Source organism: Paenibacillus sp. sgz302191 (assembly GCF_057749925.1).
This window is the reverse complement of sequence record NZ_JBYLHY010000001.1, coordinates 268,184-289,213: the sequence shown is the minus strand read 5'-3', so window position 1 is coordinate 289,213 and position 21,030 is coordinate 268,184. Positions and strand designations below refer to the sequence as shown.

The window sequence follows — 21,030 nt, the reverse complement described above, 5'->3', positions numbered from 1 at the left end:
CGTAGCAGCCTGGATTGTGCAGGTATTTTCCGTATAATGTGGTTCAATTTGTGAAAAAACCTGCGATTGTGCAGGCATTTCCGCCAGAATGGGTCCGAGCTTGGTCCAAGCCCATCTATTCGTGGAAATTGCCGACTTTCGCAGGAATATCTTGTTGCTAATGTACTTTTGCTGCTTTTCAGCGCGAGCGCGCGATGCCGGTCGTGCTTGCTAGACGTGCCGATCGCACCCTGCCTGCATTAGCGGGCGGGTTTTTCGGCAGTCTCAAGCTTCGCAAGCAGCTCCAGTGCGTTGCCCACAATGTTGTCCACGGTAAAGCCGTACTCGCTCATGAGGGTACCCCCTGGCGCAGACGCGCCGAACGTGCGGACGCCGATGACCCGGCCGCGCCGGCCCGTGTAGCGCTCCCAGCCTAGCGGGTGCGCCATTTCGACGGCGATGCGCGCCTCGATGTCCGGCGGCAGCACCTCGTCCTTATAGGACTCGGGCTGCTCCTCAAACAGCTCCCAGCTCGGCATGCTGACGACGCGCGCGGGAATGCCTTTGTCCGCAAGCTGCGCCTGGGCGCGGACTGCCAACTGCACTTCCGACCCGGTGGCCAGCAAAATGGCGGCCGGGTGCGCCCCGTTCGCCGGATCGGCGACGACGTAAGCCCCTCTGGCGACCCCCTCGCGCGCTCCGGTCGCCGTACCTTCCAGCACCGGCAGCTTTTGCCGGGTCAGGACCATCGCGACCGGGGCCGCCTTTTGACTCAAGGCGTACCGGTAAGCTTCCGTCGTCTCGTTTGCGTCCGCCGGGCGCATGACGATCAGCCCGGGCATAGCCCGCAGGCCGGCAAGCTGTTCGACCGGCTCATGCGTCGGGCCGTCTTCGCCGACCGCGATGCTGTCATGCGTGAGCACGAAAATAACGGGCGCTTTCATCAGCGCCGACAAGCGCATGCCAGGCTTCAAATAATCGGAGAACACAAAGAAAGTTCCCCCGTAAGGCCGCACCCCTCCATGAAGCGCCAGACCGTTCAAAGCCGTGCCCATCGCAAATTCCCTGACGCCGAACCATACGTTGCGGCCTTCGTACCGGCCGGGCCCGAAAGAAGCTTCGCCCTTGAGCATCGTGTTGTTGGACGAAGCCAAATCCGCCGATCCGCCAATAAGGGCGGATACATGCCGGGCGGCGGCGTTCAGCGCCAGCCCTGACGCCTCTCTCGTCGCCATAGGCGGAGCCTCCGGCGCGAAAACAGGCAGCTCCCGATCCCAATCGGCCGGCAGCTCTCCCCGAATCGCCTGCCTCAATCGATCGGCCGGCTCGGGGTAAGACCGCTCATAGGCGGCGAGCTTCTCCGCCCATTCCTGCTCAAGCTCCGCCCCGCGGGCTTGGACGGAGCCAAAATGCTCCCTGACGTCCGTCGGAATCGCGAACGGCTCGTCTTCCCAACCGTAAAATTGCTTCGCCAGAGCAATTTCCTCCTTGCCCAGCGGCGATCCGTGCGCCGCCGACTTGCCTGCCTTATTGGGACTGCCGTAGCCGATCACAGTCCGCACTTCAATGAGCGTCGGGCGATCCGACTCCGCCTTGGCCCGGCGAATCGCTTCGCCGATTTGCCGGACATCGTTGCCGTCCTCGACGCGCAAGTACTGCCAACGGCAAGCTTCGAACCGGCCGGCGATATGTTCGCTGAACACGCTGCTCAAATCGCCGTCCAGACATATATCGTTGGAATCGTAGAGCACGATCAGCTTCCCCAGCTTCATATGGCCTGCCATGGAAATCGCCTCGGCGGCAACACCCTCCATCAAATCCCCGTCACCACAGAGCGCGTAGGTATGGTGGTTCACGATTTCAAAGCCTTCGCGGTTATAGACGGCGGCCAAATGCGCCTCGGCCATCGCCATGCCGACAGCCATGCCGATGCCTTGCCCAAGCGGGCCTGTCGTCGCCTCTACGCCGGGCGTATGCCCGAATTCGGGATGCCCGGGAGTCCTGCTCCCCCATTGGCGGAACCGCTTGAGCTCCTCGATCGGCAAATCGTACCCGGTCAGATGGAGCAAGCTGTACAGCAGCGCGGAACCGTGTCCGGCCGATAAAACAAAGCGGTCGCGATCAAACCAGCCCGGATTGCCGGGGTTATGCTTCATGTGCCGGGTCCACAGCTCATACGCCATTGGCGCCGCCCCCATGGGCAGGCCGGGATGGCCCGAATCAGCCGCCTCCACTTGGTCGATCGACAGAACGCGAACGGCTTGAACCGCTTTTTGCTCCAGGAAATCTTGCTGTCCCCTCATCATTTTAGAAACTCCTCTCAGTCAAAAATCGCGGGGCGGGATCGTCAATCGCCCATTTCCTGCAAAGCGTAATACGCCGCTCCGAGAACGCCCGCCGTCTGGATCGCCTGCACGTAGCTGATGTTCAAATTGTTAGCCGGATAAGGCTTGCGCGCATGAAGATAAATGTAGGATTCCAGTTCCCGCTTCGGAAAATTGTCCATATTGACGACTCCGCCGCCGATAATAATGAAGTCGGGGTCGAGAATGTTAATTTCCGTCGCAATCGGGATGGACAGAGCGTTCAAATACTGCTGAATCACATCCGAAGAAAGATGCATCCCGAACAAATCATGCAGCTCGCTGGCCGGGAAATGTTCCTTCTTGATCTCCTGCAGCCGGGCTCCCGATGCGTAAATTTCAATGCAGCCGGGATTTCCGCAAATGCACGTCTCCTCGCGGCCGAGGACGGGGATATGACCGAGCTCCGCTGCTGCGCCGTTTTTCCCGGCCAAAAATAGCCCGTTGACGTAAATCGAATTGCCGAATCCCGTACCGATGTAAAATCCCACGATAACGCCCGACTTGGGCAAGTTTTGCCGCACGATTTCATGCAGCAGCAAAAAATTCACGTCATTGTCGATAAAAACCCGAACCTGAAACTCGGCTGCGAGCGGGTCCACAATATTCGCCTGATTGAATCCCGGAAGGTTCGGGGACGAGAATATGATCTTTTTGTCCCTGCTGATAATACCTGGAAATCCGATGGAAATAGCCAGTAAATCGCCGTCGCACGACTTCAGGTATTCATGTATGATCCTTTTTAACTGCCCGATAGGATCCCCGGAATCCGTCAATACCGCCGTGCTTTGAATGGCAAATTGATGAAGCTCGCCGTCCCGCGTCACAGCCCCAAGCCGGATATGGGTCCCTCCGATGTCGATACCTAACACAAATGGTTTATGCTCGCCTGTCATCGCTGCTTCCTCACTTCCCGGACCCGCTCCCCACCTGCTCATGGAACTGCGACATCATGATATCCCAAGCCTTATTCAGATCGGAGTCCAGACTGAACAGCCCGGACGTGCCGACAATAAACACTTCCGTTCCGGCGCTCTCAATCGTTTTAAACGTTTTGACGTTGCAGGAACCGTCGATTTCGACCAGGTAGTTGTAGCCGAATTCCGCTTTCAATCGTTTGGCTTCCCTGATTTTGTCCAGCATTTCGGTAATGAACTTTTGCCCGGCAAAGCCCGGGTCGACGGACATAATTGTAATTTTATCTAAAAGATGGATGTACTCCTTGATGAAGCTAAGCGGCGTCGCCGGATTCAGAGCAACGCCTACTTTGCGGCCTGCGCTTTTGATTTGATCGATAATGCGAAAAGCGTCGTTGCTGATTACTTCCGCGTGCGGAGTAATGTAATCCGCTCCGGCATCGATAATCGTCTGAATAAAGTCGGCGGGCTTTTCCACCATCAAGTGAACATCTATCGGGATCGTCAAATCCGTGCGAAGCTGCTCGATGAAAAAGGGAGAAAGCGTAATATTTTTGACAAAATGGCCGTCCATAATATCGACATGCACCATGTCGGCCCGTTGGTTCAGCACGCTGACCTGATGTTTAATGTCCATCAAATTCATGCACATAAGAGAAGGCGAAAATTTGTAACTCATATCCAAAGCACTCCTATCCGATTGGTATTTATCTCTTTACTCCAAACAATTTGTCCAGCGCAACAGCCAAAATAATGAGCGAACCCATCACAATTTGCTGATAGTAGGTCGGTACGCTGAGAATGTTGAGCCCGTTGTTGATAACGCCGATGATGAGACCGCCCATCACGACGCCGATAATCTTGCCTTTCCCGCCGAAAAAGCTCGTTCCGCCGATAATTGCGGCTGCGATGGCAAAAGTTTCATACCCTGATCCGGACAAAGGCTCGGCAGCGCCCAGGCGGCCGGTCATGACAACCCCCGCAATCCCGGCGGCAATGCCGGATATCACAAAAACGACAAGCGTATGCAGCTTGATATTGATGCCCGAAAACCATGCGGCCTGGCTGTTCCCGCCCAAGGCGTAAATATTCCGGCCGAGCTTCGTTTTATCGGTCACGAACATGAAGAACAAAGCTACCGCAAGCGCGATGATGACGGGAATCGGGATCGGGCCCAGCCACCCGGCCACTCCGCTTTTGAACGTTTGCGGCAAGCCGAATACCGGCTTCGCGTCGGAAATGATCAGCGTAATCCCGCGATAGATCGACATCGTGCCCAGCGTGACAATAAAGGGATGCAGGCCCGTCTTATTGACCAAAAATCCGTTAAAACCGCCGAGCAGCGCGCCTACGACAATTCCGCCGAGCAAAATCGCAAGCGGTACGGGAACGCCGGCCACCAACAGCTTCGCCGTAATCATGCCCGTCAGCGCCATCACGGAACCGACGGACAAGTCGATCCCGGCGATGAGAATGGTGAAAAATTCGCCGCAGCCGACCAGAATGGTGATCGCGCTTTGCAGCACGACTTGCGTCAAGTTATTTGCCGTTAAAAAATATTGCGGAGACAAAATCCCCAGCATCAGCACAATCAGAATCAAAATGCCGAAGGTGCCGTACTTGCTCCAAAAGACATTAAATTTCTGCATGATCGTTTGCCCCTTGCCCTATGAAGTTGCGGCCAGCATGATGTTTTCTTCCGTAGCCTCTTCATTTGATAATGTCCCGTTAATGGAACCTTCCTTGAACACGATGATCCGGTCGCATACGGAGAGCAGTTCGGGCAGCTCCGAAGACACGACTAGAATGCCGATTCCCTGCTCCGCCAGGCTTCGCATAATTTTGTATATTTCTCCGCGGGCCCCTACGTCGATTCCTTTGGTCGGCTCGTCAAAAATAATCAATTTGGAATTCGCCGCCAGCCATTTGCCGATCAGCACCTTTTGCTGGTTGCCGCCGGATAATTCCGTAATGTTTTGTTCGACGGAGGCGCATTTGATATGGATCGACTCTTTGTACTCGGCGGCCACTTGTTTTTCCCATTTCTGGTTCACGAGCCCCCAAGTTCCCCCGAGCTTGGAATCTTTGAGCATCCGGGAAATCGAAACATTTTTCCAAATTTCAAAATTTTTCAGAAACCCGGTCTCTTTACGGTTTTCGGTCACATGCCCGATGCCGAGCTTGATCGCGTGAAACGGGTTTTTCACCTTCACTTCCCGGCCGAACAGCTCGATCCGCCCGGATTGGACAGGCTCGGCGCCGTAAAGAGCGTTCATCAGCTCCGTTCTTCCGGAACCGATCAGCCCGGCGAAGCCTAAAATTTCGCCTTTATACAGCTCGAAGCTGACATCTTTGACCTTCTTGTCTTTTCTCGTCAACCCTTCGACTTTGAGCAAAACTTCCGTCTTCCCCCGGTGCTCGCTGTCCTCCGGACGCAAATGCCGCTCATTGACCGCCCGGCCTACCATCATCGTCACGAGATCTTCCCGGGTCACGTCTTTGATGTTTCGCGTTCCGACGTATTTGCCGTCTTTCAAAACGCTGACGCGGTCGCCGATTTCGAGCAGTTCGTTCAGCTTGTGGGAAATATAAATGATGCCGACTCCGTAGCTTTTCAACTGGCGGATAATGCCGAACAGCTTCTTGGTCTCTTCCATCGTCAAAGAAGACGTCGGTTCGTCCATAATGATGACCTTCGCTCTTGCGGCGATCGATTTGACGATCTCGACCTGCTGCTTTTCAGAGATCGACAGCGCCTCGACCAGTTCCTTCGGAGAACGCTTCAGCCCGATCTTTTCCAGCATTTTTTCGGCCAGAGCCTCCATGTTGTAGTAATCGACGACCGGAATACCGAACTTTTTGATCATCGGCAGCTTGCCCAAAAAAATGTTCTCGGCGATGGACAGCTCGTTGACAAGGCTCAGCTCCTGATAAATAATGCTGATCCCTTGGTCGACCGATTCCTTGGGAGTTAATTTGCCGAACTCTTTGCCGCAAATGACGATGCTCCCCTCCGTAGGCTCATACACCCCGGATAAAATTTTCATCAGCGTCGACTTGCCCGCTCCGTTCTCACCCAGCAGCACGTGCACTTCGCCTGCGAGCAGTTGAAACGAAACATTTTGCAGCGCTTTGACCCCGGAAAAATGCTTCGAAATATGATTCATTTCCACCAGGCATTCCAAATGACTTCCTCCTTTGCTGAGAAGGTCCCTGAGAACGCCCCCGGCTGCAGCCCTTTTATCCTGCTTAAACACGGGGACGCCGCCGTTCACCTTGATTCGTTATAATGCGCTTTCATTGGCGTGCAGGGATCCCCGGTTCGTTACTTCTTAATCAAGTTGGAATCGACTGCGACAAACTCCGCTTCCATATCCTTGCTGCCTTTCGCTTTCTTTTCAATAACCCCGACGAGTTTTTGCACGCAGGTTACGCCGATCAAGGCAGGGTCTTGCGCAACGGTAGCGTACAGTTTGCCCGCTTTTACCGATTCGAGCGCCTCCGGATTGCCGTCCGTGCCTACTACGATGACCTGGCTATCTTTGCCCGCATTCGTCACAGCCTGGAGAGCGCCCAGCGCCATCGTGTCGTTCGCCGCATAAATCGCTTTCAAGTTCGGAAATCTTTGCAACATGTTCGTTGCTACGTCAAGCGCTTTCGTGCGGTCCCAGTCGGCCGGCTGGCTTGTCACCAAATTGATGCCCGGCGTGGATTTAAACAGCTTTTCAGCGCCGCTTTTTCTTGCTTCGCCGGAAATATTGCCTGCCTTGCCTTCCATAATCGCAACCTCGCCGCCTGCAGCGCCCAATTTGTCGACGATCGCCTTCGCTCCTTTTTCGCCAACTTTCACATTATCCGTCGTGGCAAAAGCGAACACATACCCTCCGGCGTTTTTCAGCTCTTTAACGTCCACCTGCTCGTCGATATTCACGACATAAATTCCTTTTTCGTTCGCCTGAACGATGCTCGGAATCAGGTTCACCGGCGAAAGCGGAGCAACGGCGATACCGGCATAGCCTTTGTTCATCGCGTCCTCGAAAATTTTCACCTGTCCTTGCAAATCGTCCTCCGAAGCGACGGCAAAAATGTCGACGTTAAGCCCTTTTTCTTTCGCTTCTTTTTCGATGCCCGCCTTCATCGTGGACCAGAACGGATTTGCAAGCGATTTCAAAATAACCGCAATTTTCGGTTTGTCTCCTTGCTTGGCACCGCTATCGGCGCTTGCTTGGGCCCCCTGCGGCTGTGTCTCTTGCTTGGAGCAGCCCGACAGTACTAGGGCAACAATCATGATGATGGCAAAAATAAAAGAACCCGCTTTTTTGTTCACCAGTAAAACCTCCCGTTTTTTGTTTGCAATGTATGTTGAGCAATCGATTACCCATTCTCCAAAAAAGAAGCACCTCCTCTCTTGGGTACCCGATTGAAAAACTATGAAAGCCCGGTGGAAGCTCTTCTCAATATTTCTACAGGGACTACAACGCTGGAAGAATGGCCCCGGTCGGCGCGCTGATTAATCATATCCAGCAAATTTTCCGCTGTTGCCGTTCCCAATCTTTGCGTATCCTGTTTCACCGTTGTGATCGACGGCGAGATGTACTGGGACACGCTGATGTTGTCAAAGCCGACCAGCTTGACATCACTTGGCACCTGAATCCCGTGCTCCTGCAGCGAAACCAAAGCCCCGACCGCCAGCCAATCCGTCGTCGCAAAAACGCCGTCAAATTCGTAGTTTTTGGCGATAAAACCGGACATCGCCTGCTTGGCGCAGTCCACATCCACCTTCGTCTTGATGACGTATTCCAGGCCCAGATTGCAGCCGTATTCGGAAAGCGCATGCAAATATCCGTTATACCGGTTGATCATCGTGGAAACGTCGCGTTCGTCTCTTAAAAACACAATTTTTCTGCAACCCTTTTCAAGCAGCTCTACGGTCGCCTGATAGCCGCCTCCGAAGTTGTCGGACTCGATCACGGCAATACTTTTGCCGCTGGCCTTATAATTCGGCTTCCGGTCGATGCAAACTACGGGAATCGGGCTTGTTACCAGCTCGACGGGAATTTCGGCGTTCCCCGACCAGTAGACGATTCCGTCTACACCTTTGGCTTCCAGGTCGGCAATGTACTTTTTCTCCGTTTCCGCGTCTTCGCTCGTGTTGCAAATAAACACCGAATAATCATGCGAGAGGCAGTACGCTTCGATCGCAAGCACGATGCTGGCAAAAAACTCATTCGTAATATCCGGGACGATTACCCCTATTGTCTTGGACTTGCTGGTTCTTAAACTTTTGGCAACGATATTGGGACGGTATTCGAACTTGCCGATAACGTCCATAACCCTTTTCCTGGTCTCTTCCGAAAATCTGCCGTTGTTGTTTAACACCCTAGAGACCGTTGCGCTGGACACGCCGGATAATCTTGCAATTTCCTTGATTGTAATATTACCCATAACCTATCTCCTTAATCCTCATGAACCGCACAATTGAGTAATCGATTCCACAATTGAGAGTATACCCGAAACGTTTATCGTTGTAAAGCAGTATTTCCCGGAACTCCCCCGGGCAGAACGCCAATAACCGGCGAACACTCCGCAGCAACCAAATTAGCAGCCAACTGTGCAGGAACCCCATCCGCGGCTCTAGAAGTCTGTCCGATGATCTACAGTAACTCCGACCGCCGGACTTCTGGACAAGCAAATTTTTCTGTCTAGTCGGGTGCGACGCTCAGAAAGCCTGCAAAAATACATCTTTTTTCGCCTTAGCATGCTTGCCTTGGGAAATTCCTGCAAATCCGCAGGCTTTTCGCTCAATCCAGGGCTTAACCCCCTTCATGGCGGATAATTCCTGCACTTTCGCAGGCTTTTCCCAAAAAAGGACCGTTTTCATCGAAAAAGCCTGCACTTTCGCAGGTTTTCCGGTCAGGAGTCTGCCCGATGATCCAAGTAGAAGGTGCACTGGTGATGCAGCGTGAGCAGCAAAAAGTAACTCCGACCGCCAGACTCCTGTGGTGGAGCGCGCTCCGGTCGAGGGAGCCTCATTGCGCGCCAAAGAAAAGAGCCCCTCCTCCCTTGCGGGCGGAACCGGGCTCTTCGCATTACTTGCCGCTCTTCACTTCTTCGAGCAAAGAGAGATCCACGAACGGGCTCAAGTCGAGCTCGTCTTTGCTCACACCCTTAATGTAACGGGCGTCGATCGACACTTTCGCCATTTCCTCCATCACTTTCACGTCCACATCCGTCGTCAGCTTCAGCCGGGAAAGCGAAGCTTTGATCAACGCTTTATCCATCCCTTTGCCGGAGTACTTTTTCAGCTCGTTGTTGATCAGATCGTACGACTGCTCAGGGTTGCTGCGCAGAAAATCGATCGCCTCCATGTTCGCCTTGATCGCGCCCTTCACCAGATCGCGCTGCTGCTGCAGGAATTTGTCGCTCGCCACCATGATGACGGTCGGATAATCGCCGTTGTGAGGCGGTATGCGGTCCCAGTCCACGATCACTTTGCCGAGCCCCGCCTTTTCCAGCTGCGTTCCCCATGGTTCGGGTACAAGAGTCGCGTCGATCTCCTTTTGGCGGAACGAAATCAGCGTATCCGAAGGGGAGCGCACGATCAGGTGCGCCATGCCCTTGTCTTTGCCGATGGGCACGCCTTCCTGGCCAAGCAGCATCCGCAGCGAGATTTCGTTCGTATTCCCTTTGGACGGAATGGCGACCGTTTTATCCGTTAAATCTTTAACGCTGTTAATTCCCGCACCGTTTCGCGCCACGAGCACGGCACCGCCATTGTTCGAGCCCGATACGACGCGGTAGTTCCGGCTTTTCAAAAAAAACGTCGTCGCCGGCCCCGGCCCGACAAAGCCGATATCGATATCTCCGGTCGCCATGGCGATGGAAAGGTCGGAGCCGTTATCGAAAGCGGAAACTTCGATCTCGACATCATCGCCCCAGGCTTGGCGGAAGTAGCCTTTTTCAAGCGCGATGTACGCGGCGGCGTGCGTCACATTTTTGAACACGCCAAGCCGCACTTTCTTGGCCTTCCCTGCGGAACCCTCGGACTCCCCGCAAGCCGTCAGCAAAGCGGAAACAAGCAGCAGCACCGACATGATCCATGCTATTTTTTTCATCTCGCCGCTCTCCCGTTATGACTTGGACCCGGCTAGGCCGTACCGTTCCAGCACCTTGTCTTCCAGCTTTTTGAAGCAAAAATGGTCGGATACCGTGCCAAGCACCGCGATCATGATGACGATGCACAGCATCAGCGAAGTATCGCCCAAATTGCGCCCGTCCTGCAAAAGCTGGCCGAGCCCGACGCCCTTGGCAATCAGCTCGCCGGCGACAAGCGCGCGCCACGCGAACGCCCAAGCCGTACGCAGTCCATTGATCATATGGGGCAGAGCCGCCGGAATCATGACTTGCACGAACATCCTGAAGCCGTTTCCCGTCCCCATCGTCTGCGCGGCGCGCAAATAGATCGGCGGAATGTTTTTGATGCCGGTGCGGCTGGACAAGGCCATGGTCCAGGTAGCGCCCAGCGTCGTGATGAAAATAACCGAGGTTTCGTTAAGACCGAACCAAATAATGGCAAAAGGCAGCCAAGCGATGCTCGGAATCGTTTGCAAAGCGACCACCACAAAACCGATCGTATCATCCAGCAGACGAAAACGCGCGAACAAAAAGCCGAGCGTTGCGCCAACCGTGGTGGCGATCACAAAAGAAATAAGCAGCCTGACCATGCTCGCTATAGTCGCTTGAAGCAGTTCGCCGTGCACAAAGCCGTCGTAAAAAGCTTGCAGCGTCTGCGTAACGGAAGGAAATTTCCAGCCCCACCCGAAAATTCTAAATCCCGCCTCCCACGCTATCAGAAGCAGTACCAGAAAAATCGTTCTTCTTGATGCTGTACTCATCGCCGGTTTCCTCCCTTACTACCTTTTCAAGCTCGTCCGCCAGCGCAGCCATGATCGAATTCTCCACATGATGCAGCACCGAATCCGCGCTGTCCCGCGGTCTTGCCGCCTTCACGGCGAACTCCTTCTTGATTTTACCTGGACGGGTGGACATGACAACGACGCGGTCCGACAAAATGACGGCCTCGCGAATGTTATGCGTAATGAAGAGAATCGTTTTGCGCGTACGCATCCAGATTTCTTCCAGTTCCTTATGCAAAATAAGCCGGGTCTGCTCGTCCAGAGCGGCAAAAGGCTCGTCCATCAGCAAAATTTCCGGGTCCATCGCCAGCGCCCGGGCAATCGCCGCCCGCTGCCGCATGCCACCCGACAGCTCATGCGGGTAGCGGTCCGCGAAGCGGCTGAGATGCACGGACTTGATCTGCTCCATCGCCAGCTCATGGCGCTCCTTTTTGCCGATTCCCCGCTGTTTGAGGCCGAAAGCCACATTGTCCAGCACCGTCAGCCACGGAAAAAGGCCGTGCTCCTGAAAGACGACGACGCGGTCCGCGCCGGGGCCCGTAACCTTTTTGCCGTTCACCTCGATCGTACCTTGCTTGTAAGGCTCCAGGCCTGCAACCAGGTTCAAAACCGTAGATTTGCCGCAGCCGGACGGCCCGAGCAAGGAAACGAACTCGCCCTTTCGTATCGTCAGGGACACATTGTCCAACGCCGTATAGCTGCCGCCGATGCGCTGCGTGAAAGTTTTGCTGACTTCCTTAATTTCAATCAAACCTGGCACCTCCATTCGGGTCGTCCCGTTATTGCAGCCAATGCCGCCATCCGCTCGCAAAAGCAGGAACCGGTTACGTCAAAAGCTTCAGGCCTGTCAAGGCGAGCCCGATAATAAAGCCGCAAATCGCTCCGTTGACGCGAATCCACTGCAGGTCCTTGCCGACCTTGTCCTCCATCATCTCGATCAGCGTGTCGTTGTCGAGCTTCTCCAGATTTTCTTTGACAAGCTGACCGATTTTGCTATGATTTTGCTCCAAATAGCCGGCGATTTGCTGCTGAATCCACTGCTCTCCCTTATCCATTCTGTCAGGATTGGCTCTCAAAGAAGCAAGCGCGCCGGACAGCATCGGCACCACATATTCGGCTGCAAAATCGGGACGCTCCACGAACGCCACCGCCTTCTCCTTAAGGCGCAGCAGCAGAGCGGACAGCTTTTCTTCCAGCGAGAACAGCTCGGGCAGACGCGTCTTGAGACGGTCCAACTCCGCGATCAGCTGCGGGTTGGAATCCAGCTTGTTCAGCTCCCGGCGGATGTAGTCGAGGAAAGCTTCCCGCCGCGGGTGGTTTTTCGCTCTCATTTGCTCGATGTAGGAAAGGATGAAGTTTTGAATAATCGCTCCGACCTTGTCCTCGCTCAGCATGCCAATAAAGGCATTTACCGCAAAAGCCATGAAGCCGTTGGACTGCAGCCCTTCAAGAGCCTTGATCGCCGCGGCGCCAAGCATATCGCGCGTTTCAAACTTGACCGCCCAGGCCTCCGCTTTGTCCAGCATAAAATCAAGCGTTTTCCCGTCATAGCCTCGTTCCGTCACGCCATCGACCAAAGACCGGATCAATCGGCCCGCATCGATATCCTGCAGCGTTTGGCGAAGCTCCTCCGCCAGCAAAGGCGCCAGCTTTTCCGTATCGACCGCCTGAACCGCCTGTTTGGCAAGAAGCGTCAGCGCGCCGTGAATCGCTTCGCTGTGCAACTGCTGCTCAGCTATCTCCAAACCGCGCTCCAAAAAACGAATCTGCTGCAGCCGCAGCCGGATCGTTTCTTTGGAGAGAAGTTCATTTTCCACCGTAGATACGAGCGCTTTCGTAATCTTCTCCCGGTTGCGGGGAAGCAGCGCCGTATGAGGGATGGGAATGCCCAGCGGATGCCGGAACAAAGCGCTGACCGCAAACCAGTCCGCCAACCCGCCGACGACGCCGGCTTCGAAACCGCCTTGCAGGAACGCAACCCATGCCGATGAAGAAAACGGCAGCGTAGCGACAAATCCGGCCCCCATCACACCCAAAGAAACTGTTGCCATATATTTCGCTTCTTTTTTCATTTAGCATCTCTTTCTGCTCAAGGTTGATTTTTTCATTTCACTTTATTTTATCACAAAATTCAACTTGCCGGATGGAACTTCCCGGCAATTCGCAGCAGGCCCGATGGAAAAGAAAAAAGAAGTCTTATTTATCGCCTTCCGGGTCGTTGAAATAGACGTATCGCGCAGCGGACCAAAGGCTGGAGCGCAGCAAAGCATTAGCGCAGCGGCGGAACGAGACGGCAGTGCGGGGGATTGGCTGCGGAAAACTTCCAAAAGCAAGCCCGCTGGGGCCGGGTCGCTCATTCGGTAACGCTGAGGGAGGAAAGCATGCTAGAGGCAGCTTGAGCCTTCACCAACGCTGAAGGCGGAAAGCTTGCCGGAGACGACTCGATCCTCTGGCAACTCTGAAAGCGGAAAGAACGCAGGAAACGACTCGATCCTTCGCCAACACTGAGGGAAGAAAGAACGCCGGAGACGACTCGATCCTTCACCAACGCTTGAGGCGGAAAGAACGCCGGAGACGACTCGATCCTTCACCAACGCTGGAGGCGGAAAGAACGCTGGGAACGGCTCGATCCTTCGCCAACACTGAGGGAAGAAAGAACGCCGGAGACGACTCGATCCTTCACCAACGCTGGAGGCGGAAAGAACGCTGGGAACGGCTCGATCCTTCGGTAACCATGGAGGCGGAAAGGATGCACATCCACTCTTCCCCAGCCCACACCTCTCCTGCGCGGGTCGCCGAGCTGAAGAAGGGGGGGACAAGACGGCTTTGGTAAGGAAAAACCTGCAAAAGTGCAGGTTTTCCCCTTAAAAACAGTCCATTTTGACGAAAAGCCTGCGATTGTGCAGGAATTTCCGATGAATTTGAATCTAGGCCCATGTTCGAGGCGAAAAGCCTGCACAATTGCAGGAATTTTTCGTGGTCAGGCATATCCATCGAGCAAAAACTGTACTTTTGCAGGTTTTCTTCGCGCAAACAGGCAAATGGTGCGACAGGCTCTGGCGTTTTTTTCGCACCGCGCGCAGCTCCCAGCGAGCGGTGTTGTGCTGCATGACAGCGGTCGTTCGACCACATTAGGTTTCCCCACAGCCTGACTTTCGCAGATTTTGCCGCGATGCCAATGACGGCCGTGGAGTTTTTTTGCCGGGCCGCTCCGTCTATCTTTGACGCGGAGACGGGGACACGGGCGCGCTCCCAGCCGGAACCGCGCGCCGGTCCGCTTATTTGTCGCCTTCCCACTCCGCGTAAAACTGCTCCAGGTACAGCTCCATGAAGCGGTGCCGCTCCTCCGCCATCCGGCGGGCGAAGTCCGTATTCATCAGCTCCTTCAGCTTCAGGAGCTTCTCATAAAAATGATTGACCGCAGTATCGTTGCCGCCGCGGTACTCCGCCTCCGTCATGTGCTCCCGCACCATGACGGAAGGATCGTGAATCGGGCGTCCCTTCCAGCCCGAATACGCGAACACGCGCGAGATGCCAATCGCGCCGATCGCATCCAGCCGGTCGGCATCCTGCACGACGCGGCCTTCCAGCGTGCGCATCGGCGGACGCGCGCCGCCCTTGAACGACATGGTGCCGATGATCTCCAGCACATGTTCGATCTCCGCCGCCGGCGTGCCGCTGGCGGCGAGCCACTCGCGCAGATCCCGTTCCGCCGCCGCGGGATCCGCGTTCAGCTTATCGTCGGCGACATCGTGGAGCAGCGCCGCCAGCTCGCAGACGAAGCCGTCGGCGCCCTCCTCGGCGGCGATCCTCCGCGCCGCTTGCACGACGCGGTAAATGTGCCACCAGTCGTGGCCGCTGCTGTCCTTTTCAAGCTTGGCCTTCACATACGTTTCGGCGGCCTGCAATATGCCGGTTTTATCCATCGCTGCCAACACTTCTCCTTTCACAAATGGCGCCGTCATTTCTTTTTGCGCCTTTTCCCCTCGATAACTTTCGCCTCGGCCGGCTTGACGGCTTCGGTATACTTTTGCACGATCTTTTTAAAGTTTTTGCCGTATTTGTCTTCCAGCTTGGCGCCCATATCCTTCATCAGCTCATGCATCACAATGTCGTGGAAAAAGTTGTTGAGCAGCAGCTCCACCATCGCCGGATGCTCCGTCAGCATCGCTTTCGCAGGCTCGCCGCCGCCTCTCGTGCCGATGACCGCGAGCTTGCGGTCGATCAGCAGCGTGAACTTGCGCCCGCCGCGTTCCTGCCATGTTTCCTCACGGCCGTGCGGAAACAGAACTATCCCGCCTGGAAGCTCCGCCTCCCCGACGCACGATACGAGCACGCGCACGCCCTGCTCCTGCGCGTGAACCAGCTCGTCCTTCAGCAGCTCCGCTTCTTCGGACCACAGGTCGAGAAGCGCCTCCTCCTTCGCTTTCCTCAGCTCGGTGCGGATGCGCTCCACGACCTTTGCGTCGCCCTCCAGGCTGAAGTACTCGGACCGCTGCGCATCCTGCTGCGGCATATGCGCCTTGACGAAGCGGATCGAAGCTTGCAGCTCCGCTTCGATTTTGTCGCCGATCTCCGCGATCGGCACGCTTTGGTAATGCGTCGGCTCGCCGTGGCTCGTCAGCACGACGCCTTTCTCCGCGAGCTTTTGCAGCGCGGAGTAGACGTTAGAGCGGGAAACGCCCAGCCGCTTGGCGATTTCGTAGCCCGTCTGCGTGCCTGATTCCGCCAGCACATGCAGGCATTTGGCTTCAAGCTCCGTGAAGCCGATATTTTTCAAATGCTGCAGGATCTCTTCCACAAGCCATTCCCCCTTTTAGCAGTCCGTCCGACGGAGCTGCTTTTGCGCATACCCAATGAATCATGACCGCATATACTGCCGCTTACGCTGCATCAACACTGTCAATTTGCATATATACCTTCTGCGTAGTACATCGGACAGACTTCTAGACAGTCCGTCCAACGGAGCTGCTTTGTGCATACCCAATGAATCATGACCGCATATACTGTCGCTCACGCTGCATCAACACTGTCATTTTGCATACATACCTTTTACGTAGTCCCCCAACATACTACTAGGTTGTGTACACTTCGGGCTCCATGCCCAAAACTCCGGTCTCGTAAGCCTGGTACGCATTTTGAATGCCATAGATCACATCTTGAATCCGGTAAAATCCGCCGCAAAAAGCCCGGGAATCTTTGAGTTCCTCCCACATGTTGTGATAGGCGACCGTATCTTCCGTCTCGCAAACGACAAAATCGCTGCACTTGCCGCTGAACGCGTCCGCATCGAAATATCGCACTTTCACCTGCGGAGCGTGACGCCCGATAATAGCATACAGTTCAGCCGCATACTCCCTGCGGGATTCGCGCGGCATCGCCAGCCAGGCGGGATCAACCTGCAGCAGAACGATAAAGCAGTGGTTCATGTGCATTCACCTCATTAGTAGTTTTGTTTAATACTACTATAATGTATTTGTCTAAATATTGCAACAAAGGTACCCTATTCTTACATCAAATTTATATTTCATTCGGGTGTTGACTCCAACCTTAGGTTAGGCTTTATCGTTGAAAATAGGAGGTGAACACAGTGTTCTACACCGTTAAAGAGGTTTGCGATCTTTCCGGCGTCACTATCAAAACGCTGTACCATTATCACAAAATCGGGCTTCTTGTGCCCAAGGGAACGACGGAAGCCGGCTATCGCTTATACGGGATGGAGGAGCTAGAAAGGCTCCAGCGCATTTTGTATTACCGCGAGCTTGATTTTTCGCTCGATACCGTCAAACAGCTGCTGGAAGAGAATGGCGGACACGAGTCGCTGCTGGTTGAGCAAAAGAAGCTGCTGACCGCCCGCAAACAGCGGCTGGAGAAGCTGATTCACACGTTGGAGCAAACGATAACAAAGCGGAAGAAGGGAGAACCTATGCATCCATCGGAGCTGTTTCAAGGTTTTCACAGCGAGGACGAATGGAAGGACGCGCTCAAGGAGCAGAACGATTATCTGAAAGAAACGTACGACTATGATCTGCTCGCGGCCGGGCCGATCGAGGCGGCGGAAATGAACGAGCACGCGAGGGGAGCCATCCGGTTCATGACCGGAATGGCGGATGCGCTGCGCTCGGGGCTCGCAATCGACAGCGCCGAAGTGCGGGCGCTGATCGGCGGCCACCTTGCGTTCCTGCGGACGCACGGGCACGAGATCGACGGCGCCGGTTATGCGGCGCAGGCGCGCTTTTTCCTCGCGGACGATTTTCACCGCGGGATGTTGGAGAGCCAGCAGGTTGGGCTGGCGTATTATTTGTGCCTCGCGGCCGAGAGCTACGCGCAGGCCGCATAACGGCAAAAAGCCGCCCGGGTCCCCACTAGCCCGGGCGGCTTTTTGCCGTTATATCCGCTTGCCTCAGGATGGAAACCGGTTCGTAGTACAGAACGTTTTGTAGTCCGGCATGCGCACCTTGTCGTTCTTGACCGCCGGCAGGTCAAACGGAGTGAACCCAACAATTTTTTAAACGCATATATTGACATTGATAATCATTATCAATTAATATGTATTTGATTTGCTTCCCCTGCCGCCGCCTTAGCGGTGGAGGGTTTACCAACCGAGCGATTTTATCGTCTGTACGAACCTGACCATTTTCAAAAAATCCAGTGGAGGGATACCGATGTCCAGTATCATTATCGTTTTTGCCAGTATGACAGGAAATACGGAAGAAATGGCCGATCTCATCGCCGACGGAATCAGGGAAGCGGGAGTCGAGCCTGTCGTCAAAAATGTCATGGACGCCAGCGGCAGCGACTTGACCGAATACGAAGGCATTCTGCTTGGCGCTTATACGTGGGGAGACGGCGACCTGCCTGACGAATTCGAAGATTTTTACGAGGAAATGGACGATCTCGATCTGTCGGGGCGCAAATCCGCCGTATTCGGCTCCGCCGATTCTTCTTACGCGCAGTTCGGCAAAGCCGTCGATACACTGGAAGAAAAGCTCGCCGATCTTGGTGCGGAAAAGGTGCTGGACGGCTTCAAAGTCGAGCTGAACCCCTCTGCCGATGAAAAACAACAGCTTAAAGAATTCGGCAAAAAATTCGCGGCTGCGGTCGCCGTCACCAGCTAAGTGGCGGCTGCTTCCCCCCCGGGGAAGTCATTGCGCATCCGCCACAATCCGCGCGATTCACGGTATGAAGTCGGAAACGGCCGTCCCGCTTGGATTCGGAACGGCCGTTTATCTCCTGGCTATAGAGGCCTTAGCTTCGTTCGTATGCACGATCCGCGAAGCGTGTAGAATCGCTTAGCAACGGCGACAGCAAAGGTATTTTTTTCGTCCGACCGCCTAAATAAACATCCAGCAGCCTCCGATTTACCCCTATGCTCCCCGTAGGATCGAGCTCCGATGCGGAAACAGGATTATATTGTTAATTTGCAGGGCATATTAACTGTAATTGAAATGAATTCGCGAGAGGAGTACATCCACATCTATGGAAACAAAAAAATCGGTCTTATACGCCAACATCATCCCGATGGCCGAGCTGGATACCGCAGAGAAACGGCTTCACCCGTTCCCTGTTTATAACCGCCTGCGCCAAACGACACCCGTGCGTTACGATGAAAGCCGCAACTGCTGGGATGTGTTTCGCTATGAGGACGTACATCGGATTTTAAAAGATCCTGCCGGCTTTTCCTCCCGCCGCTCGCTTACCGGAGCAGATAACGAATCCATCTTGACCCTTGATCCTCCGAAACATACGCAGATGAGAGCGCTGGTCAATAAAGCTTTTACTCCGAAGGTGATTTCCGAGCTGGAACCGCACATTGCGTCCATTACGAATGAATTGTTGAACGTCGTCTTGGACAAAGGCAGCATGGATACGGTACACGATCTTGCAGTTCCTCTTCCTGTTATCGTGATTGCCGAGCTTTTGGGCGTTCAGCCGCAGGATCGCGATTTGTTTAAAGAATGGTCCGATATTCTCGTGATGGGAGCCGATACAAATACGGAAGAGGCCCTCAATCGGGTAATGGCGACAAAAAAACGAGCCCTTGACGAGCTGCAAGCTTACTTTAGCCAAATTGTCGAGAAGCGGAGAACCGCGCCCAAGGAAGACCTGATTTCGCTGCTTCTTTCGGCCGAGATCGAAGGACGCAAGCTGAATGATAAAGAAATACTCGGATTTTCTATTCTCCTTTTGGCGGCCGGCAACGAAACGACTACAAATCTCATTGCCAATGCGGTCCGCTGTCTAACGGAAGAGCAGACCGTACAGCAGCAGTTGAGAGAGAATCCCGATCTCATTCCCGGTTTTATTGAGGAAGTGCTTCGTTATTATCCGCCTATTCAGGCTATCGGGAGGATTGCCGTTTCCGACACCGAGATTGGCGGCAAACAAATCAAAGCAGGCGATCAGGTAGTCTCCTGGGTTGCTTCGGCTAACCGTGACGAGAGCACGTTCAACGATCCCGACAAGTTGATTATAGACAGGAAGCCGAACGCCCATCTCTCCTTCGGTTTCGGCATTCATTTTTGCCTGGGTGCGCCTCTGGCCAGGTTGGAGGGCCACATCGCTTTACGAACCATGCTGGAACGAATGAAAGATATCCGCTTCGTGCCGGGTTCGCAGCTTGCAACCGTTCAAAGCCCGTTTGTCTACGGGGTGAAGCAATTTCCCATTACATTCCAACCGGTGAAAAGCTAGAGCGTTTCCACTTCCACGATCTCGATGAATTCCATGCTTTTCAGTTCCTCGTAGACTTCGGTGGCGTATTTTCTATCGATATATACGATGAAGTTCAGCTCCTGCTGCTCGCAGCTCAGCTCTTTGATGTGCACGCTTTTCATTTTGTAGCCGCTGGCAATGATCGATTTAATGATGTGCGTCAAATTTCCTTTGCTGGAGACAACGAGTCTGACACGCAAATCTTTCAAAAGCAGCGGCTTCGGGCCGACTCTCTTGATGAAAAAAGGAAGCGCGACGACGCTGATCATGATGAGCAGCAGCCCGGCAAAAGCTTCCCCGATAAATCCGGCCCCTACGGCGATGCCGAGTCCGCTCGTTCCCCATATCATTGCGGCTGTCGTAAGCCCGACGATTACGTCGTTATGCTTGCGGAGAATCGCGCCCGCTCCGAGGAAGCCGATTCCGCTCACCACTTGGGCCGCGAGCCGCATCGGATCCATCACATGCAGCCCTGCGACCGCGAATTTGTTGGCGGATTCGATCGAGACGATCGTCAGCAAACAGCTGCTCATGCAGATGACCAACGTCGTTTTCAGACCGAGAGGTTTATTGCGCACTTCCCGCTCCAAGCCTATAATCAAGCCGAATACGGCTGAAATGACCAATTTTAATACAATATGATAATCCACGTTCACCAACATATACGTTCCCCCTTATGCGCCGACCTTGAAGCTATAAATATATTTACAATATCTTAACAATTGATTTTTGTAAACCACTAAAATCGCCCGGGTCTCCTCGACGAAAATGATAGGCAGGCAAAAAAACAACCACTGCGAACATGGCGTTGCAATGTGCCGAAGAGGGCAAGGCGTATGTCGGGCAAGAACGGCTGCATCTAGGAGTATGGCTTGAGGCAGCTTGACGACTGACCGGGCCGATGGGAAAACCTGCGAAAGTGCAGGAATTTTCTTTGAAAATGGTTCATTTTGGCGAAAAGCCTGCAATTGTGCAGGAATTTTTGTCAAAAACGAGTGTTAGGCCCATCTGTCGGTGAAAAGCCTGCACAATTGCAGGAATTGCGCGAAGCAGGCGCGTTAAGGGGCAAAAACCTGCACTTTTGCAGGCTTTCTTCGAGCAAAGCCATACAGCTTACGCAACCGCCCCGGCGGGCGGGTT

Annotated in this window: 21 protein-coding genes; 4 read left to right on the top strand and 17 right to left on the bottom strand. The window is 54.3% G+C overall.

The window, feature by feature from the left end; translation table 11 throughout:
- Positions 1-239 precede the first annotated feature (239 nt).
- The 12 genes from tkt to AC3G2T_RS01135 form a co-directional block, all read right to left on the bottom strand.
- Positions 240-2,282 carry a transketolase gene (tkt, locus tag AC3G2T_RS01190; RefSeq protein ID WP_488434421.1) on the bottom strand — a complete coding sequence of 681 codons (2,043 nt, stop codon included), beginning with the start codon at positions 2,280-2,282 and terminating at the stop codon, positions 240-242.
- Positions 2,283-2,326: 44 nt separating this feature from the next.
- A complete protein-coding gene (alsK, locus tag AC3G2T_RS01185) occupies positions 2,327-3,280 on the bottom strand; it encodes an allose kinase (RefSeq protein ID WP_488434240.1) in 954 nt (317 codons plus the stop codon).
- Positions 3,249-3,938 carry a D-allulose 6-phosphate 3-epimerase gene (gene alsE, locus AC3G2T_RS01180; RefSeq protein ID WP_488434239.1) on the bottom strand — a complete coding sequence of 230 codons (690 nt, stop codon included), beginning with the start codon at positions 3,936-3,938 and terminating at the stop codon, positions 3,249-3,251. Before alsE ends, alsK begins: the two co-directional genes overlap by 32 nt.
- Before the next feature lie 28 nt (positions 3,939-3,966).
- Positions 3,967-4,908 (bottom strand): D-allose ABC transporter permease, encoded by a 942-nt coding sequence (gene alsC, locus AC3G2T_RS01175; protein ID WP_474682210.1) that lies wholly within the window; start codon positions 4,906-4,908, stop codon positions 3,967-3,969.
- 18 nt (positions 4,909-4,926) lie between these two features.
- Positions 4,927-6,444 (bottom strand): sugar ABC transporter ATP-binding protein, encoded by a 1,518-nt coding sequence (locus AC3G2T_RS01170; protein ID WP_488434238.1) that lies wholly within the window; start codon positions 6,442-6,444, stop codon positions 4,927-4,929.
- A 140-nt stretch (positions 6,445-6,584) separates the two neighbouring features.
- Entirely contained in the window at positions 6,585-7,586 is a 1,002-nt protein-coding gene (gene alsB / locus AC3G2T_RS01165) for a D-allose transporter substrate-binding protein (RefSeq protein ID WP_474682208.1), read from the bottom strand.
- A 101-nt stretch (positions 7,587-7,687) separates the two neighbouring features.
- Complete coding sequence (locus AC3G2T_RS01160; RefSeq protein ID WP_488434237.1) at positions 7,688-8,704, bottom strand: LacI family DNA-binding transcriptional regulator; 1,017 nt, start codon at positions 8,702-8,704, stop codon at positions 7,688-7,690.
- 274 nt (positions 8,705-8,978) lie between these two features.
- Positions 8,979-9,302 carry a hypothetical protein gene (locus AC3G2T_RS01155; RefSeq protein WP_474682206.1) on the bottom strand — a complete coding sequence of 108 codons (324 nt, stop codon included), beginning with the start codon at positions 9,300-9,302 and terminating at the stop codon, positions 8,979-8,981.
- A gap of 46 nt (positions 9,303-9,348) precedes the next feature.
- Positions 9,349-10,374 (bottom strand): ABC transporter substrate-binding protein, encoded by a 1,026-nt coding sequence (locus AC3G2T_RS01150; protein WP_474682205.1) that lies wholly within the window; start codon positions 10,372-10,374, stop codon positions 9,349-9,351.
- A 15-nt stretch (positions 10,375-10,389) separates the two neighbouring features.
- Positions 10,390-11,154 carry an ABC transporter permease gene (locus AC3G2T_RS01145; RefSeq protein ID WP_474682204.1) on the bottom strand — a complete coding sequence of 255 codons (765 nt, stop codon included), beginning with the start codon at positions 11,152-11,154 and terminating at the stop codon, positions 10,390-10,392.
- Positions 11,087-11,926 (bottom strand): ABC transporter ATP-binding protein, encoded by an 840-nt coding sequence (locus tag AC3G2T_RS01140; RefSeq protein ID WP_474682203.1) that lies wholly within the window; start codon positions 11,924-11,926, stop codon positions 11,087-11,089. The genes AC3G2T_RS01145 and AC3G2T_RS01140 overlap by 68 nt, the downstream gene beginning before the upstream one ends.
- 73 nt (positions 11,927-11,999) lie before the next feature.
- Positions 12,000-13,247: a DUF445 domain-containing protein gene (locus tag AC3G2T_RS01135; protein ID WP_488434236.1), complete on the bottom strand. Its 1,248-nt coding sequence runs from the start codon at positions 13,245-13,247 to the stop codon at positions 12,000-12,002.
- A gap of 103 nt (positions 13,248-13,350) precedes the next feature.
- Between AC3G2T_RS01135 and AC3G2T_RS01130 the strand changes: the two genes are divergently transcribed.
- Positions 13,351-13,539 (top strand): hypothetical protein, encoded by a 189-nt coding sequence (locus AC3G2T_RS01130; protein ID WP_488434235.1) that lies wholly within the window; start codon positions 13,351-13,353, stop codon positions 13,537-13,539.
- Positions 13,540-13,854: 315 nt separating this feature from the next.
- Here the strand turns inward: AC3G2T_RS01130 and AC3G2T_RS01125 are convergent, their stop codons facing one another.
- From AC3G2T_RS01125 to AC3G2T_RS01110, 4 genes are all read right to left on the bottom strand, one after another.
- Positions 13,855-14,307, bottom strand: a complete 453-nt coding sequence (locus tag AC3G2T_RS01125; protein WP_488434234.1) for a hypothetical protein — start codon at positions 14,305-14,307, stop codon at positions 13,855-13,857.
- A gap of 146 nt (positions 14,308-14,453) precedes the next feature.
- Positions 14,454-15,140: an HD domain-containing protein gene (locus AC3G2T_RS01120; RefSeq protein WP_474682200.1), complete on the bottom strand. Its 687-nt coding sequence runs from the start codon at positions 15,138-15,140 to the stop codon at positions 14,454-14,456.
- Positions 15,137-15,976, bottom strand: coding sequence for a TrmB family transcriptional regulator (locus AC3G2T_RS01115; RefSeq protein WP_488434233.1), 840 nt, complete (start codon positions 15,974-15,976; stop codon positions 15,137-15,139). The genes AC3G2T_RS01120 and AC3G2T_RS01115 overlap by 4 nt, the downstream gene beginning before the upstream one ends.
- 274 nt (positions 15,977-16,250) lie before the next feature.
- Positions 16,251-16,604 (bottom strand): darcynin family protein, encoded by a 354-nt coding sequence (locus AC3G2T_RS01110; protein ID WP_488434232.1) that lies wholly within the window; start codon positions 16,602-16,604, stop codon positions 16,251-16,253.
- A gap of 161 nt (positions 16,605-16,765) precedes the next feature.
- On the opposite strand from AC3G2T_RS01110, the gene AC3G2T_RS01105 reads away from it, so the two are divergent.
- From AC3G2T_RS01105 to AC3G2T_RS01095, 3 genes are all read left to right on the top strand, one after another.
- Positions 16,766-17,515: a MerR family transcriptional regulator gene (locus AC3G2T_RS01105; protein WP_488434231.1), complete on the top strand. Its 750-nt coding sequence runs from the start codon at positions 16,766-16,768 to the stop codon at positions 17,513-17,515.
- Positions 17,516-17,840: 325 nt separating this feature from the next.
- Positions 17,841-18,293 (top strand): flavodoxin, encoded by a 453-nt coding sequence (locus AC3G2T_RS01100; protein ID WP_488434230.1) that lies wholly within the window; start codon positions 17,841-17,843, stop codon positions 18,291-18,293.
- A gap of 361 nt (positions 18,294-18,654) precedes the next feature.
- A complete protein-coding gene (locus AC3G2T_RS01095; protein WP_488434229.1) occupies positions 18,655-19,869 on the top strand; it encodes a cytochrome P450 in 1,215 nt (404 codons plus the stop codon).
- Here AC3G2T_RS01095 and AC3G2T_RS01090 read toward each other — a convergent pair.
- Positions 19,866-20,552: an MgtC/SapB family protein gene (locus AC3G2T_RS01090; RefSeq protein WP_488434228.1), complete on the bottom strand. Its 687-nt coding sequence runs from the start codon at positions 20,550-20,552 to the stop codon at positions 19,866-19,868. The genes AC3G2T_RS01095 and AC3G2T_RS01090 overlap by 4 nt on opposite strands.
- Between the last annotated feature and the right edge of the window lie 478 nt (positions 20,553-21,030).

Excerpts from the sequence above, each read along its gene's own strand:
- tkt (WP_488434421.1), bottom strand. The coding sequence starts at position 2,282 with ATGAGGGGACAGCAAGATTTCCTGGAGCAAAAAGCGGTTCAAGCCGTT.
- alsK (WP_488434240.1), bottom strand. The coding sequence starts at position 3,280 with ATGAGCAGGTGGGGAGCGGGTCCGGGAAGTGAGGAAGCAGCGATGACA.
- alsE (WP_488434239.1), bottom strand. The coding sequence starts at position 3,938 with ATGAGTTACAAATTTTCGCCTTCTCTTATGTGCATGAATTTGATGGAC.
- alsC (WP_474682210.1), bottom strand. The coding sequence starts at position 4,908 with ATGCAGAAATTTAATGTCTTTTGGAGCAAGTACGGCACCTTCGGCATT.
- AC3G2T_RS01160 (WP_488434237.1), bottom strand. The coding sequence starts at position 8,704 with ATGGGTAATATTACAATCAAGGAAATTGCAAGATTATCCGGCGTGTCC.
- AC3G2T_RS01150 (WP_474682205.1), bottom strand. The coding sequence starts at position 10,374 with ATGAAAAAAATAGCATGGATCATGTCGGTGCTGCTGCTTGTTTCCGCT.
- AC3G2T_RS01145 (WP_474682204.1), bottom strand. The coding sequence starts at position 11,154 with ATGAGTACAGCATCAAGAAGAACGATTTTTCTGGTACTGCTTCTGATA.
- AC3G2T_RS01135 (WP_488434236.1), bottom strand. The coding sequence starts at position 13,247 with ATGAAAAAAGAAGCGAAATATATGGCAACAGTTTCTTTGGGTGTGATG.
- AC3G2T_RS01130 (WP_488434235.1), top strand. The coding sequence starts at position 13,351 with ATGGAAAAGAAAAAAGAAGTCTTATTTATCGCCTTCCGGGTCGTTGAA.
- AC3G2T_RS01125 (WP_488434234.1), bottom strand. The coding sequence starts at position 14,307 with ATGTGGTCGAACGACCGCTGTCATGCAGCACAACACCGCTCGCTGGGA.
- AC3G2T_RS01120 (WP_474682200.1), bottom strand. The coding sequence starts at position 15,140 with ATGACGGCGCCATTTGTGAAAGGAGAAGTGTTGGCAGCGATGGATAAA.
- AC3G2T_RS01110 (WP_488434232.1), bottom strand. The coding sequence starts at position 16,604 with ATGAACCACTGCTTTATCGTTCTGCTGCAGGTTGATCCCGCCTGGCTG.
- AC3G2T_RS01100 (WP_488434230.1), top strand. The coding sequence starts at position 17,841 with ATGTCCAGTATCATTATCGTTTTTGCCAGTATGACAGGAAATACGGAA.
- AC3G2T_RS01095 (WP_488434229.1), top strand. The coding sequence starts at position 18,655 with ATGGAAACAAAAAAATCGGTCTTATACGCCAACATCATCCCGATGGCC.
- AC3G2T_RS01090 (WP_488434228.1), bottom strand. The coding sequence starts at position 20,552 with ATGTTGGTGAACGTGGATTATCATATTGTATTAAAATTGGTCATTTCA.